The following is a 16,399-nucleotide window of genomic DNA, read 5'->3' on the forward strand; positions in this document are numbered from 1 at the left end:
GAGATCATACTGTGAGCAATACCATTGGTTTCAAAACGACGGCCACGGAGCCATGGATTCGACCGTTTTTGGTGGGAAGCAACGTTGTCACCGATGCGGTTGTGCTTTGGCGCGCCGTGTCTGCGGCCCTAGCGCAACCCGAGGAAGTTTATCTGATCGTTACGACGACGGCGGATATCGTAGTCATTGATCTGAGCAAGCTGCAACGCACAGGCTATGCCACAAAGGCGGACGGTTTTCTTGCCGTCGCGGCATTGCCGAACGGAGATATTTTCGCCGTTGCCGACGCGGACAACAAAGTGTATCGACTGCAAATGGACGACGTGGACGGCGACTCAACGGCAAAATTGGAAGAGTATCTATCGACGAGCGTCGGTCCGGGAAGCGTGCGGTTGGCGACCAACACGGCGAAGGATATCAAGGCTGAACGCGTATCCTCGGACGCAGGCGGAAGCCTGAATATGCTGTATGTGTTGATCGACGAGATCCTCAACATTATCAACGTGACCGACGAAACGAAAGCGGTTTGTGAGTTCGGCGGCGACACCATAGCCGACGGTGGCTACGGGGAAAACACGTTGGCCTGGTCCAGTGGGCGTTTCCTGCATTCTCTGCTCGAAGTGTCAACCTATACCGTACGCGGGCGCGAGGCCTATCCGGTCTTCCCGTCGTTTTCTTTCGGCGGCGTCGCGGACGATTTCAACGACAACACCAACGACACCACACTTTGGTACGACATCGTTAACAGCAAGGTAACCGGTACGATTGTCGAACAGAATCAGCGACGGGAGTTCTCCGTGTACGCCAACGAAGCCCTTACGGAACGTGAGGGTGTACTGAGTGTAGTAAAGGGTTCTCTCGCCGGACCGGTGACGGTGGAAACGTCGTGGACGGTGACCAATTGGCCGACCCTGCAGACCGATGAAGGCGCCGACGTCAGGTTTTTGGGTTCTTCAAGCACGCTCTATGCGCAATATCACGTCTACCGGGAAAGGGTTTTCGACGGGGCGAACAACGTGGACTCCCTTGTTGCCGCCGTCGGCATTTGGAACGCCGCGCCAACGGAGGAAACGAGCAACTCAATAACTTCGACGGCCGATACGGGCGAATTTCGCGTTTCCAAAGACGAAAACGTTGACGAGGTCAACACGAGCGGCGTCGATCACTACACGGATAGTGGATGGGAGAGCGAAGCGCCGAAATACCGCGTTCGAATGCAATACAAAGACGGCGGTGACTGGGTCACGCTCTTTACCCACTACACCGACGACGAATCCGCATTGTGCTGCGTCATCGGAGCCGTGACCACCGGTCAATCCGCCGGTGGTTCTCTACAGGCATATTTCGACGACTTCGGGGTCACCGACGATTCACCGCTGGTATATCGGGATCTTATCGCCCCGGGCAGCCTGCAAGGAGCCGGTGTCGGCACGATGAGGGGCCAATACGCCAATGCTCTGCTCTTTGAAGACCACGTGCGAATGTTGCGGCACAGCACGGGTGTAACCGATTCCGTTTATGCGTTGGGCTCGCCCGTGATCGATCTGCCTCTTGCCGCCGAGAGCGCCGACCCGGAGGACTTCCCGCAGGCGCATTGCGTCCTGCCGCCGGCGAATGTTACCAACATCGCGTTTGCCGATGATTTATCCCGCATTTTTGTCGGCACCGAGCAAGGAATCGCGGAGCTGTCTTATCCCAACTACGATTTGCAGAACAACTTCCATGTGTCGCCGGCGCCTTCGCAGCCCTTGGTCGACGAGAACATCACCTTCCTTGCCGAAGCTCAGGGATGGGTGTTTTACGGGACCCAAAACGGCGCCGGGCTTCTCTCGCCTGATTGCGTGGCAACGGGCGTTCCGCAGAATGCAACGATGCTCAAAAACGAGTTGGACCAGTTGTGGGACGCGGATTGGGAAGATCCCACGGACAGTGATTTCTACGCGACGAATATCGGCCGGCTCAGCAAAACCATGGCGTACGACGACGTTCTGGTCGAGTGGCTGTTATCAGATGGAACGTGGCTCAGGGAAGATCCTTGGTCGGAGGACTTCTCGGACGAGAATCTCGACACCGACCGGTGGGACACCCTCGGAACGGTCGAAATCGACAACAGTGAACTGTTATTAGTCGCGGAGAACAGCGGCACGACCGCCTATTCCGAATGCTGCGGCAAAACGGAACTTGACGGCGATTTCGACGCGGTCGTTGGACTCGCGGCGGGAAGTTGGCAATGCGCTTCCTCGGGCGATCTGGTGGAGGCGGGTCTCGTACTCGGTGACGTCGACGCCGATGCCATCCTTGTGCAACGCGAAAGGGAGCATGACGGAGCCTCGGTCAAGGATCGCCTGCGCTTCACAGTGTATGTGTCAGGTTCCATCGAACAAAACACGGCCGTCGAAGTGGACTCCGGAGTAACCGACCTCTGGCTGCGACTGTACCGTCGCGGATCGCGAGTCGCGGGTTTCTGTCGTGTTGGTGAGCGCTGGATTTTGCTCGACCAATACGCCGATTTTACAAACACGTCGTTGTTGCCGGCCATGTATCTGCGCAACGCCGATGTCGGGACCGTACCTGATTCAACCGCGGTCGTCGCTCGGTTCGACGATCTGCAGGTGGACGGGCGACCCGACTATGATTTCCTGACCGGCCAAGCCATAGGCGACCTGACGGGCGGCTACTGGTACTACGTGCGATCGGTTGACGATGCGGGTAATTGGTCGGGCTTGACCGGCATTGAAGAAATCGTCGTGCCGGACTTTGTGGACGACGCCAACCCGTGGGTGGATAGCTTCATCATCGCCGATACCTTGGTGGATCCCAACATCGGAGTCGTGCAGCGTCCGCCGGAGTCGGGGCGGCATTTAGGCAAACCGACTCCGCATGAGGCGAATCGCAGCCAAACCACGTTACTTGCCCTGGACGGAGCGCTTGAAGACGATGACTTCCAAGTGCGGATTCGAGCCATCAGCAATTCGCCGGGCCAGTACGTGTTGCAACCAAAAGAGGGGATCCTTGCCGAAATTCAAGGAGAATCCAGCTCGGGGCAAGATGATCCGGGCGGCTGGATGGCTCGCGGCGCGGCAGTCGGGTGGAGCGACCCTCGCATCATCGATGTCGGCGCGGAGACTCACCCCTTGCGACACATCAGTGGCATCGAAGACGAAAACGGCGACTTGTTCGTCGTGTACGAAAACGGCGCCCAGATCATGGCCGTGTCGTTTGACCACACGACGGGCGAGGCGGGGAATCCCGACATTTTGTTGCCGACCGCGAAATTGCCCGCGGTCGCTCTGCACCGGGAGAGTGGTCACAAGGTGATGGTCGTGGCCTCAATCGACCGCAAGGTCGTGACGTGTTGGAAGGATCGCGGTTTTGGATGGGAGCGCATCGGCATTGTCATTCGGAAATCAGAGGACACGATTCAATCGATTCGCCTCGTTTCGCTCAAGTCGTTCGGAAGTGAGAAACTGGTCTTGGCGATGGGGTCGACCGAAGAAGGCGCCGAGGTGGAAATTTGGGGAAGCTACGATGCCGGGCAGACTTGGCTTCGGTGGGCGAAAAGCGCGGACTTGTTCGACGAAGACCGATTGGACGACATGGAGATCCACCCGAATACCATTACGTTGACCGCCGGCCCTTCGGGGAGCGGTGAAGTCGCGGTCCTGGCCGTTCGCATCTCCGAAGACCCTTATCCGGACATTTACGATACCTGCCACACGGTCGTGTCCGGCGACGGCAGCAACTGGTATTGGATCGGTCCTTATTGGGGTTCGGACTCCAGCGGCGACAACAGCTACCAACGCTATAAACTAACTTTCGCGGCATTGCCGGCGCGGATCGCCAACAGCAGTGTCGAGGAAGGATTGTCACACTCGTCGGTGTCGAACTGGCTGGCAATGTCGACGGGAATCGATGATTCCGGAGAGCGGTTCTTGGAACTGACACATTTTCACAGCGGTCCGCATCATTGGCCGGACATCTGGCTTCCCGACGAAGACGAGACCATCGCCGATCGACCGCAGCGCGGCGATTCACCGGAAAAGTTCCAGTTTGCTTTCGGCGGCGTGACGCGAACACGCGTGCCTTTGCCGTCGGATCGACCCGCCAAGAATATGGCCTTTGCCATATGGCGGGGGCGGCCCGTGTTCTTCATCGTCTGCCGTCCGGATGAGAACCGAAGGTTGATCGTGATGGAATGCATGCGTTGGCAACGACCCGCCGATCGCACGGTGCCGGCGCGAATCTACATGCCGAACATACCCAACGAAGATGTTTGGAGCGCATCGACTGGCGGCGGTTACACCGCGGTTCAGGTTTTGCGCGAGGACAACGGCATGACGTTGGCGACCGACGTTGGCGAGTACTATCGGGAAAGCCTTGACGACGCCGATTTTGATTGGAGCGACGGCGTGAAAATCCGTTTCGTCGTCCAGTGCGGGCATGTCTCGGATTTGTCGGGACACGGCTTGCACTTACGATTGAGAACCGACAGCGGGGGAATTTCACAAGCGGTGGAAGTTAAGGTTCGTTTCGACGCATCAACGATCAAATCCCGTGGTGATACGGTACACCTTTATGACGTGAACGCCTCCGCAACGCCTGCGGCCACGTTCGAGTTTGACGAGTATCCCGGCGAGATCGAGGGAATCCTCGCCATTGGTCCGGAAACCGATGACCTCGGGGTGGAAAACCGCGCCGCGCAGCTCTGGCTGCGCCAGGCCGGCGGTCAGCGGCAAACCGCCTATTTCACGATGGCCGGATTTGTGCGCTTGAAGACCGACTGTGTCTCCGGCGACAGCTTTTTCCATTTCGGCGTCGTGGACGATTCACCTACCGCGCCGGGGGCAACTCGGTGGCGTTCGGTACAAGTGGGACAGGCCGCCGACAACATGCATTGTCGGACAGACAACTATTCGGAGATGGATCGCGCCCTGGCTGCGGGCGGCCAGTTGGATCCCATGGTCGGCGGTATTTACGTGGGTGACACCGCGCAGGTAATTCCCTTCGGTCGCAAACCGGTGGCGGGAGATGAATGGCTGCTTTCGGCGGCGAGTGACTTTCCGATCGAGCAAGCCATTGCGCCGGATTTCGAAACCTGGCGTTCCGCCACCGACGATACGGGTATCGAGATCGTATTCGACAGCGATCCGCGCGCGAACGGCCGCGGCTTCATCCCCGGCGGTCTTGGCTTTTTCGGCGCAAACTTCCCGCGTGTCATCGCACAATTCAACAATGAGAATTCGTGGGACGATCCGGAAGTCGAAATCGAGGCCGACGGCTGGCGGTCGCGGGGATCGTTTGGCCAAGAACGCGGTAACGGCTTGCAGGTCCTGGGCTTCACCAGACGGTGGCGACCGGGAACCGGCAAGACCACGCAGGACGAGCAGTGGCAAAGCGCGCTGCAGGATCATGAATTGGGCGGCCTTTATCTCAAGGTATACTCGGGCGACGCAACCGGCCGCGTGTATCTGCTTGAGGACAATGTCGGCGGCACGCTGCATTTTGCGGGCGCGAATCCCGTGGATAACAGCGCCCAGAACGGCGACCAGTTTTACATCTTCGGACACAATTTGGTGGCGCTGCCGATGCAACTGGATTCCAACTCGGCGAACTATCGTTACTTGCGTCTGCTGATTCCCGCCGGGCGGACCTACGAGGGCTACTTCCAACTAGGCGCCATCGCCGTGGGTCCCTTGCATCAAGTCGCCACCGACGCTTCCTGTCGGACGTGGTCGGATCTTTCCAACACGCTGCAGTTCCCGGTGCGCCATGATCGCTTCGCCAGCGGCCTGTTGAATCCCGTGCGCGAAGGGCACGACTATCGGGAAATCACATTGAAATGGAACGGCTTGAGTCCAAGTCAAGCAATCGGCCTCGAAGCATTCTTCCGGCGACTTGGCGGAGCTGAAACGCCGGTTGTCTATTTGCCGATCGAGCGACGCAATGACGTGGACAGCGTACGCGGCTGCTACGAGGCGGTTCTCGGACGAATTGTGACGGAGAGGTCGGTGTTACAGCCCATCACCGCTGCTGAAGTCTGGGAGAACGCGACGGTCACGCTGGAAGAGATTCCCATGCGTCCGCCGCAACGCAAGACGTAATTCGGTTGTGACGAAAAAACGGGCAAGCGGCGGATTCGTCCGCCGCTTTTTTTTGCCGAATCGCCCGGTGTTCCCACGAATGTGGTTCCGAAAAAGAGAGCCCGTCCCCCTGACACCGATGATTTCGTAGGGTGCCGATGAGGCCGCGCCGGCCCGCGCGCGGCGGTGGGAAACACGGCAAACCTTTCCCTTCGAAACGAAAACGGAGCATGGCTTATGGATATTTTCCCGAGAGTTTCTCAAAGTCCGGTGGATTCGCAGCGACTTGTCCGACCGGCGTATTTGTTGATTTGGGCGGTGGAAGGCGAGACTCGGTATTTCACCAATCTCGCGTCGCTGCAATACGTATCCTGCGCTGAGTGGGGGCGGGAGCTTCGTGTTGATCCGTCGCTGATTTCGGTGACGCCGCCGAAGGAACAGATGGAACTGCGCCCAAATCCGACGTTCAAGCTTGGTACGGAGGCATCGTTCTCGGTAACACACGACGACCTTCGCTTCTCGGCGCAGAAAGTGTTGGAGGGAAGTTATTGCGAACTGAGCGTCGTGGGATACGGATGCGATATGGCGCAGCGCATTGTCCTGGCACGCGGCACCGCGCAGGAGGTGCAATGGGACGAAGCGACGACGGTTTCGGCGAAAATCCGGTTTGAGGCCGAGGTGGATCAAGGTCGCATTCCCCGCAGTCGCTATTGCTGGATGCCTACGCAAAAAATCAAACCGCGAGATGTCGTAGATTACCCGGCGGTAATTTTCTCGTCGGGGGGTGTCAAACGAATCCAACTGCCGTTTGCGGAAATAAAGCGACCGACCGAGACGCCGGATGTAGCGCGAATATTCGTCATTATTTCCGAGCAGCCGCTGCCCGTGAATGTCACTTTGGCTGACATTGAAGTGTACATTCCGTGGAAAGGTGTTTTTGAATCGATCGGTACGACTTATGTGGAGGATGCGGTGCTGGTCAACGGTGGTATTGCCGGCAACACGGAAAGCCTGATCGAGATGTTCGAACAGTATATGGGCGAGCAATTGTTGGTTGGTGCGGGCGGTTTCGACCCGGGAGAGGACTATTCGGGCGTAATATTTAACTGCCCACTTCCTCCCGATACGCCGGAGCCGGATCCCGGTGAATTGCCGCTCGATTTCGAGTTTCCGGAATTTTACTTCACGCTTGATTGGCCGAGGCGCGAAACCGATACGATTCCTGCGGCGATTGAAACGATTATGCAGCATTACGCAAAGGTCCCCGTGCCCTTGGAACTGGACGCCGTGGCAATCGACACGGAGATTTCCGAACTCGATTTCGAAATCGTAATCAACGAGCAGGGCACACCATTGTCCGTCGTGAACGACCGCATTTTTGCGCAGCTTCAAGCCGTGGGTTTTGTGAATCGAGGAACGCTGACGGTGTGGCTGTTGCCGCGGGAGTTGCGCCGGGGCGGACCGCATTTGCGCCGCGACCGCGAGATACTCGAAATGGCGAAGAAGCCGAAAACCACGCCGCTGGAGGATGTCGTTAACACCGTCGAGGCGTTCTACAGCCGCGCGCCCCAGGCGCCGAGGAGAAACCGGGAAGTTCATTTTGCGAATCCGGTTCTCGGAGGCTCGCAGTTGGCGTTCACGCAATGGGCGGAACTCATGGAGCGCAATCCCTTGGCGCAGGCCATCGCTACTTATCATCCGACGGTGGATGCCGGCCGGTTGCGGGAATCGCGGGGGCAGTTTTTCGAACGGCGACTACGCATTGATTGCCCGGACCTGACCAGCCAGATTTCGACGCAGCAGATAGCCTCGCGGGTTATCGAATGGTTTTCGGTTCCCGCGATTCGTGTCGCGTACCGTTTACGCCCGGAGTTCCTGAATCTACGGGTCGGCCATATTGTGATGGTCAGCGACTCAAAGTGGGGACTCAATCGCGCTCCGTTCATCGTCGAAGCGATAACGCTGGATGTCGAAGGCCCGGTCGTGGAACTGTGGGGCGGTCGCGAAATCGCTTCCCTGTGGCATCGCATGCCGCAAAACGAAAACGACAACGACTTGTAGGGGCACTCTTTCGGTGCCGGAAACGACTTGCCTGGGATCGGGGCATCACGTATCTTGATCGGCATGAAACACTTATGCATTCTCCTGACGGCGGCGGTCTTTCTGGCCGGCTTTACCGGCGTGGCGTGGGCTGAAGAGCCGATTCTGCACGGCGGTTGGGGCGGCTTCGCCATCGGCGTGCGCAGCGTCGACACGACGGATTTGAACGATTACCTCGACGAGTTGGGCATCGACGGTGTTTCATCGTTCTGGCCGACCCTGGAATTGCAGGGACACGGCGTCGTATTCGAGCATCTGGTCGCGGGCTTTCGCGGCGGAATCTCCGCTTTCGCGGCAGAGGGCGACACCGGCGGCGTGGTCGCGTACGGCGGTGCGTCTGATCGCGGGGCAACCGTCGATGCCGACGGCATCAACATGGACATGGCCGCCACGTACTTTCAAATCGACGTAGGCTACGCGGTGCTCAACGGCCCCCACGGATTCGGCTTTGCCTACTTGGGTTTGGGCGGTGGCGCCACGCGGATCTATTTCGAGGGCGATGTGTGGCAGGCCGGAATCGGTCCCCATCCGAGCGAAATCGCCGCCGCAGACGCGGCGCTGTTGAAAGACGAGGGCGAAATTCGACGCAGCTATCTGTACACGCAAGTTGGTTTTAGCTACTTCTGGCCGGTCCGCTTCGCCCGCAGCCCTTACGGCGCGTTCGGGATGTTCATGCCGGGGGTCACCGCGGGTCTTAACCTGGGCTTGCTCGATTCAGGTTGGGAATACCGTGGCGACTTGTACCGTGGCGGACCGGATCTCTCACCGACCGGCGGTTTCCTGCAAATCGAAATTGCCTTTGGTGGTGGTGTAAAGGAAGTGGAGTCGACGGACTACTAAAGCCGGAGAATCAGGCAAAAGAAAAGCGGCCCATCGCAAGGGCCGCTTGTTGTTTAAAGGCTGCGAAAATCAGACGCCGCCGCCGAAACCGATATCGAAGAGCAAGAAGAAAGTGTCGAACTTATAGGCGGGCGACCGGTTTACATCGTCGCCGTCTTCGTCCGTCCAATCTTCATCGCTAACTTCGAAGGTTGCACCCAGGTGCAGGCCGCCGACGAACAGGGCGCGTTTCGCGGCGTCCTCTTCGCTGATGTTCAGCGCGTAGAGGTATGAAAATCCCGCGACCGCATACATCCCGTTTTTATTCAGGTGGTTGGCCGTACCGAAGGCTTCAACGATTTCCGGTTGCGATTTGTCGGAGAATTCCAAGCGATGCTTGACCATTCCGAAACCGCCGAAGGGAAACAGAATCCCCCACTCGTTATTGAAAATCGAAACGCCGAGTTCGCCTTGGTAATTGTAGGAGGTCATTTCGGCGTTACTGACCGGACCGTCCTCGACCACGTGTACGTAGTTGCCGCGTGCGCCGAGGACGACGTACTTGGCGATCACGCCGTACGCATGTCCGCCCAACACCGGCTGGAAGTCGGAAAAGTCGACGATGATCGGATACAAATTACTGGACAGATCGCCAGTGTCGATTTGTTGCGGGCCGACAGATACACCGCCCCAACCGCCGTATCGAACGCCTTGAGCCTGCGCCATCGCCGGTATTGCCAAAAACACGACGAGCAGACACGCCCATAGAATCGAATTACGCATAACCCGCTCCTTACGCCAACAACAATGTTTCATCGAAAGGTTTTGCCCTAGTTTTGCCCTAATGTTCTCCAAATGTAAGGGTTTACGAATTGAACGGCAAGCGCTTTTTGTGCAATATCCCCGATTTGGGGTCAATTGGTGAAAAACGAACCGGCCAGGCGAATCGCCCGGCCGGTGGTTTATGCGGTTTAGGGGTTCAAACGTCCCATCAAGCGTGGGAAGGGGATCGTTTCCCGAATGTGCTTCAGGCCGCAGATCCAGGCCACGGTGCGCTCCAGACCGAGGCCGAAGCCGGCATGGGGAACCGAACCGAAGCGCCGGACGTCGAGGTACCACTGGAAGTGCTCCATCGGCAGATTGTGGCGCTCGATCTCCGCGATCAGATTCTCGATGTTATCCTCGCGCTCCCCGGCGCCGATGATCTCGCCGTACCCCTCGGGGCCGAGCATATCGACGCTCAGCGATAACTCGGGCCGATCGGGGTCTTTTTTCATGTAGAACGCCTTCACGGCTGCGGGATAGCGGTGGACCATCAGCGGCTTCTCAAACTGTTGGGAGAGCACGGTTTCGTCCTCGCCGCCGAAATCGTTGCCCCATTCAAAGGGATGTCCCAACTTGGCCAGCATCTCCACGGCCTCATCGTATTGCAGGCGCGGGAAGGGGCGGACGATTTTCTCGAGCTTGCCGATGTCGCGTTCGAGTAGCTCCAGTTCGGGGCGGCGGCGTTTGAGCACTTCCTGCACGATGTACTCGACGAACTCCTCCATCAAGTCCATGTCGCCGGCCAGGTCCATGAAGGCCACTTCGGGCTCGACCATCCAGAATTCCGTAAGGTGCCGCCGGGTCTTTGATTTCTCGGCGCGGAATGTCGGGCCGAAGCAATACACTTTGTTGAACGCTTGGCAGGCCGGTTCCATGTAGAGCTGGCCCGATTGCGACAGGTAGGCCGTATCGCCGAAGTAGTCCGTGGCGAACAGCGTGGACGTGCCTTCGCTGGCGTTGGGCGTGAAGATCGGGGCGTCGATCAGCACAAAATCGCGGTCGTCAAGGAAATCGCGTATCGCTTTGACGATCGTATGCCGCACCCGCAAAATCGCGTGCTGCCTGGGACTGCGCAGCCATAAATGGCGGTGATTCATCAAGAAGTCAGTGCCATGCTCTTTAAGCGTGATGGGGTATTCGTCCGTTGTTTCGGCGACGACTTTGAACTCTTTGACGCTCATTTCAACGCCCAGCGGGCTGCGCTTGTCTTCCTTGATCTCGCCGGTCAGCTCGATGCTGGATTCGTAGGGCAGGGTGTCCGCCGTCTTGAACGTGTCTTCGTCGAAATCGCCCTTGAACATGACACATTGGATGATCTGCGTGCCGTCGCGCACTTGCAGGAAATGCAACTTGCCGCTGCTGCGGCGGTTGTACAGCCAGCCGCGGAAGATCACGGTTTCACCGATGTGCTTGGCGGCGTCGCTGATTAGAACAAATTGGCTCATGGCTCATTCCTCTTTCTTCGGAGTTGGCGCGGGGCACATCGTTTGTTCCGGTTTTGCCCACGAAACGATGCGCCCGCTGCGACCCGCGGCCTGCCGTTACTTTTTTATGCTGATGTGCAACTCGTCGAGTTGCGCCGCGTCGACTTCGCTGGGCGAGTCGGTCATCAGGCAGGCGGCCTTGGTCGTTTTCGGGAACGCAATGACGTCACGAATCGACGGTGCGCCGGTCAGCAGCATGATGATTCGATCCAGGCCGTAGGCGATGCCGCCGTGGGGCGGCGTGCCGTAGGATAGGGCGTCGAGTAGGAAACCGAATTTTCGGCGCGCTTCCTCCTCGTCGATGCCCAGGGCCCGAAACATGGCGTTTTGCCGCTCCGGATTGTGGATCCGAACAGATCCACCGCCGATCTCGTGGCCATTCCACACCATGTCGTAGGCATTCGCGCGGGCCTTGCCCGGATCGCTCTCGAGCAAAGGCCAGTCCTCCTCTTTGGCACTGGTGAAGGGGTGGTGCATCGCGTAGTAGCGACCGTCTTCCTCGTTGTACTCCAGCAGTGGGAAATCGACGATCCACAGCAAATCTTGCCGCTTTTCGTCGATCAAGCCCAGCTTTTTGCCGATTCGCAGGCGCAACGCCCCGAGTGAATCGAGTACGACCTTGGTCGGCGCGGCGACGATAAACACCGTGTCGCCTTCCTGCGCACCGGTCGCCGCGACGATGCCGTCCTTTTCGGTATCCGACAGGAATTTGGCCACGCCGCCGCTTAAGGAGCCTTCGGCAAATTTCAACGCAATCAGCCCCTTCGCGCCGTAGACTTTAACAAACTCTGTGAGTTCGTCGGTTTGCTTGCGGCTGAATTGGCCGGGCGCCGCGAAACCGCGCACGCTGCCGCCGTCGGCGACAGTCGACTTGAACACGCCGAATTCGCTGTTTTCAACGATGTTGGACACGTTTTTGATTTCCAGGCCGAAACGGGTATCGGGCTTGTCGGAGCCGTAGCGGTCCAATGCGTCGGCGTAGCTTAGGCGCGGAATCGGTAATTCGATTTCCAAGCCGATGATCGCGTGAATCAATTGGGAGATCATACTTTCCATGAGGGCAAACAGATCTTCCTGATCCAGAAAACTGGTTTCGATATCGATCTGCGTAAACTCCGGCTGGCGCTCGGCCCGTAAATCTTCGTCGCGGAAACACTTGACGATTTGGAAATAGCGGTCAAAGCCGGCGATCATCAGCAGTTGCTTGAAAATCTGCGGGCTTTGCGGCAGAGCGAAGAAGCGGCCCGGATTCACGCGGCTGGGCACGAGGTAATCCCGCGCGCCTTCCGGTGTCGATTTGGTCAGCATCGGCGTTTCCACTTCGAGAAAACCGTTATCGGACAAGTAATTACGAATAATCTGGTACGCGCGGTGGCGCAAAAACATAATCTTCTGCGCGCCGGCGCGGCGCAGGTCCAGAAAACGCCACTTCAGGCGGACGTCCTCGGAGATTTCGGCGGCTTCGTCAATGGGTATCGGAACCGTTTTGGCCTCGTTGAGAATTTTCAGGTCGCCGGCCACAACTTCGATTTCGCCGGTCGCCATATCTTTATTTGCCTGACCTTCCGGCCGCCGGCGCACCTGACCTTGCACGGCCAGGACGAATTCGGGACGAATACTCTTCGCCTTCTCATGCAGACCGGCATCGAGTTCCGGATCAAATACGATTTGAACCAAGCCTTCGCGATCTCGCAAAGTGATGAAAATGAGCTGCCCTAAATCTCGACGTCGGTGTACCCACCCCATCAATGTGTGGGTTTGATCGGCGTGTTCGCCACGCAAATGACCACAGAAAATAGAACGTTTCCAGCTACCTAACGGTTCTCCCATGATGGCCTCCAACGGCGTAGAAAGCTCACTTTTAGCACGCTGACGAGGCAAGTCAACAAGTGGCGCTAACGGATGTAGCCAAGCGAGCGCAATGCCGAGCGGGTTGCTTGGTCGAGCATCGCTCCTACAGGATTGGCCGGGCGAGTCGGCGTGGTCGCCTCGTAGGTTTTCAGCAAATCACGCAGGCGTCGGTAGTCGTCCGCGTAAGAGCAAGAGCGTTTTTTCCAACACGGGTCGGGTTGATTATTGGGCGCAAAGGCGTCGAGTTGGATCGCGCCGACCTGCAATCCGCTCAGATGTTTAGCTTGCGGCGACGCGTTGTGAAGGCTTTGGGTAGGGTAGTCCGGGAAGAAAAACTCCAGGCGTTTTGTGCGGTCGAGAATCAGCCGTCGCGGGCCGTCGATGACGGCGATCTGGTTGATCGGCACGCCGTGCATATTGGCTTGCGTCTCCAAAAACAGCGGGCGCTCTTCTTCACTAAAAAGATAGCGCAAACCGTCGCCGGGCAGGTCGACCGGCCGCGCCAGCCCGGCCAGATCGAACAGGGCGGAAGGGACGTCCAGGAGTTGCCGCGGCTGCTCGACTAGGCGGCGATCCGGCGGCTTGGGCGGCGCGACAATCAGCGGCACGTGGGTTTCCGGGTCGAAGAGGGAATAACCGTGCAGCAACAAGCCGTGCCGGCGGAAGTGTTCGCCGTGATCGGCGGTAAAGACGATGGTCGTATCTTCGAGTCGGCCGCGGCGTTCCAACTCCGCCATCAAACGGCCGACCTGGTCGTCGAGAAAAGCGACTTCGCCACGGTACAGCCCGCGATACGCTTTCAGAGATTTCGCGTCCGTGGTCCGCGGAACATCCAACAAATCGTTACGGAAGGTGAAATCCGGCGGGTCCCCGTCAACATACTTTTGGCGATACGGCTCCGGCGCCGCGTAGGGCGTGTGAGGGTCCATCAGGTGGACCCAGGCGAAGAACGGACGATCCGGCGGGGCAATATCCAGCAATTCCAGAAAACGCTCGACCGCCATGTCGGCGTCATTGACCGGAATCGTCGCGGGGCACTTATAGGCCAGCGGACCGAGCCACCGTCGCCATGACGTGCCGGTCAACCACCAGGCGGCGTCGTAACTCTTGGCGGTCTCGATGAAACGATCGAAGCCCTGCATAAAACCGAAGTAGCTTTTCAGAATCGGATTCGTGGAAACGGCGAAGGTGTGAAAGCCACCGGCGCGGAAGTACTCCGGAACGGTGATCAATTCGTTGTCCAGTAGCGAGTAGAATTCCGTCTTGCCGTGGCGGCGCGGCGACAGCCCGGTCAGCAGCGTGCCCATGGCCGGGGCGGTCCAACTGCTGACACTGAAACATTGGGTAAAGAGCGTGCCGCGGGCCGCCAGGGCGTCCAAATGCGGCGTATGATTCGCAGGATTCCCGGCGCATCCAAGTTCATCGGCGCGCAGGGTGTCGGCGACGACCAACAACACGTTGTTGGCTTCTTGCGGGGCGTTTTTGCGGATCAGGCGATGGTCGACCGGCGCGTGGTTTTTGCGGAAGTCGGTGAGAAAAACCGTGTCGTCATGGTGCAGGCGGGACATCGACACGGTAAAAAGAAGTGTGATGACCACGAAAGCCGCCAGCGCCGCCCAGTGGACACGCCGTTCCTTTTGGCGCAGCACGTAACGGACGATCACCCAAAGCATCAGCATGGCCAGCAACGCAAACGCGATGGAATACACGTTCAGATGACTCGTTTGGTTGCTGTAGACGACGACGGATCGCGAGACCCATAGCGCTTGGTGACCCAGCAGAAGCGTCGCCCATGCGGCAAAGAGCTGGGTACGTCGCGGGCGTCGACCGTCGATAAACAACAGCACGACCATGGCGATAAGCCCGGATTGCATTGCGCTCAAGGCCACCTGTTTCCATTGCACGAAAAACTCGTAGGTCGGCGCGACGAAAAAGAGGGCTGCGAGTTCCAAAGAGGTCATCGCGGCGCCGAGCAACGCACCGGTGAGAATCACTCGAACGACGACGCCATGCTCGCGGATGTTGTGTTGCAGAAAAGAGAAGAGTCGGCCGAACCGGTTTGTGCCCGCGTTACCCGTTGGCGGCTTCGCCTTGCTCATCAGGACGACGCGGCTCGGTGAGTGAAGGCAAACATGGGCGGAACCTCACTCGGAGTGGTAGCGGTTGTACAAACAGTGCCACCGGCCAAAGGCGAACCAGTAGTCGATAATCGGTTGCTTTGAGGAAGCGGTGTGCAGCGGGCACAACTGTTCGTTGGTCCACTTTTGCTGCGTGAGGTCAACGACGACGACGTCCTTTTGCGGCAGTTCGGCATTCCGGTTCGGGTTGAAAAGCACGACCATCACCGGGTGCCTTGTGTCGGGGTATTTGATCGCATAAGCGAGGGCCACGTCAAAAATCTCGCGTTGCCGCTCGAAGCAGGTGTCCCACAGAATCTTGTCAAGATTCGTTTGATTGTAGTAGCAGTTCTTGCGCTGATAGGTGTCGTAAACGTCATCGAGCGAGGAGAAATTGACAAGGGAAAGCACGACGATCACCAGGATCAGCATGAGGTCGACAATGGTGACGCCGCGTTGGTTCATCATTCGGTTTTCAGCACTCCGTCGCCGGTTATGTACAAGCGCCGATACCTGAAACGATCGGCTTTCAACAAACTGAGCACGAACAATTCCTCTCCGTTGACCGGCGTGAAATTGTAGCTCTCGCTCGAACCCAACACGTTGGGCGGAGCCTCCAGGTAGTTCGGATACAACGCTTTGATCTTTTCCGGAAACTCGCCGTCGTGGTCTTCGGCGTACGCGAATAGTTTCGCCGCGATGTAGGAAAGCTCCAAAGCCGGGTCGCCTTGCTTGGCGAACGCCGCCGGATCAAACACGGCCGGCTGCCCGGCGCGTCCCACGTAATGGCGGAAGAAGATGTGAAGGGCCACCAGCAAAATGATCGCCACGACGAAGAAAGGGTTGATCATCGCGATTCGTGACTGTTTCGCACGCTTACGGCGCTCTCGCTGCTCGATGGCGCGGTGGCGCTTCTCGAGGTACGCGGCTTGATCCTCATCGGCGATATCGACCGCGTACTCCAGCGTGCAGGCGGGGCAGACGACGTTATCCTCGTCGTCGAAACGCATGCAGTCGCCGCAAATCGCCTTGCGGCAACTCGTGCATTCGTATATGGCGTCTTCTTCCGGGTGAAAATAGCACTTCAAAGCGTTATGCAAGCTCCTTCGATTTTCCGCTTATT

General features: G+C 58.2%; 9 protein-coding genes. 3 read left to right on the top strand and 6 right to left on the bottom strand.

Annotated features, from left to right (window positions below):
• Nucleotides 1-11: 11 nt before the first annotated feature.
• The 3 genes from P9L99_16590 (at nucleotide 12) to P9L99_16600 (ending at nucleotide 9,020) form a co-directional block, all read left to right on the top strand.
• A complete protein-coding gene (locus tag P9L99_16590) occupies nucleotides 12-6,101 on the top strand; it encodes a hypothetical protein (protein MDP8224979.1) in 6,090 nt (2,029 codons plus the stop codon).
• Between the two features lie 285 nt (nucleotides 6,102-6,386).
• Nucleotides 6,387-8,141 carry a hypothetical protein gene (locus tag P9L99_16595; protein ID MDP8224980.1) on the top strand — a complete coding sequence of 585 codons (1,755 nt, stop codon included), beginning with the start codon at nucleotides 6,387-6,389 and terminating at the stop codon, nucleotides 8,139-8,141.
• A gap of 63 nt (nucleotides 8,142-8,204) precedes the next feature.
• Nucleotides 8,205-9,020: a hypothetical protein gene (locus P9L99_16600; protein ID MDP8224981.1), complete on the top strand. Its 816-nt coding sequence runs from the start codon at nucleotides 8,205-8,207 to the stop codon at nucleotides 9,018-9,020.
• 69 nt (nucleotides 9,021-9,089) lie between these two features.
• On the opposite strand, the gene P9L99_16605 is transcribed toward P9L99_16600, so the two are convergent.
• The 6 genes from P9L99_16605 to P9L99_16630 form a co-directional block, all read right to left on the bottom strand.
• Nucleotides 9,090-9,782, bottom strand: a complete 693-nt coding sequence (locus tag P9L99_16605; GenBank protein ID MDP8224982.1) for a hypothetical protein — start codon at nucleotides 9,780-9,782, stop codon at nucleotides 9,090-9,092.
• Between the two features lie 188 nt (nucleotides 9,783-9,970).
• A complete protein-coding gene (gene asnS / locus P9L99_16610; protein MDP8224983.1) occupies nucleotides 9,971-11,269 on the bottom strand; it encodes an asparagine--tRNA ligase in 1,299 nt (432 codons plus the stop codon).
• A gap of 96 nt (nucleotides 11,270-11,365) precedes the next feature.
• Nucleotides 11,366-13,138, bottom strand: a complete 1,773-nt coding sequence (aspS, locus tag P9L99_16615; GenBank protein MDP8224984.1) for an aspartate--tRNA ligase — start codon at nucleotides 13,136-13,138, stop codon at nucleotides 11,366-11,368.
• 65 nt (nucleotides 13,139-13,203) lie between these two features.
• On the bottom strand, nucleotides 13,204-15,258 hold the full coding sequence (locus tag P9L99_16620) for a sulfatase (GenBank protein MDP8224985.1): 2,055 nt from the start codon (nucleotides 15,256-15,258) through the stop codon (nucleotides 13,204-13,206).
• A gap of 45 nt (nucleotides 15,259-15,303) precedes the next feature.
• Nucleotides 15,304-15,744: a hypothetical protein gene (locus P9L99_16625; protein ID MDP8224986.1), complete on the bottom strand. Its 441-nt coding sequence runs from the start codon at nucleotides 15,742-15,744 to the stop codon at nucleotides 15,304-15,306.
• On the bottom strand, nucleotides 15,741-16,364 hold the full coding sequence (locus P9L99_16630; protein ID MDP8224987.1) for a B-box zinc finger protein: 624 nt from the start codon (nucleotides 16,362-16,364) through the stop codon (nucleotides 15,741-15,743). Before P9L99_16630 ends, P9L99_16625 begins: the two co-directional genes overlap by 4 nt.
• Between the last annotated feature and the right edge of the window lie 35 nt (nucleotides 16,365-16,399).

The organism is Candidatus Lernaella stagnicola (assembly GCA_030765525.1).
GTDB classification, from domain to species: Bacteria; Lernaellota; Lernaellaia; order Lernaellales; family Lernaellaceae; genus Lernaella; species Lernaella stagnicola.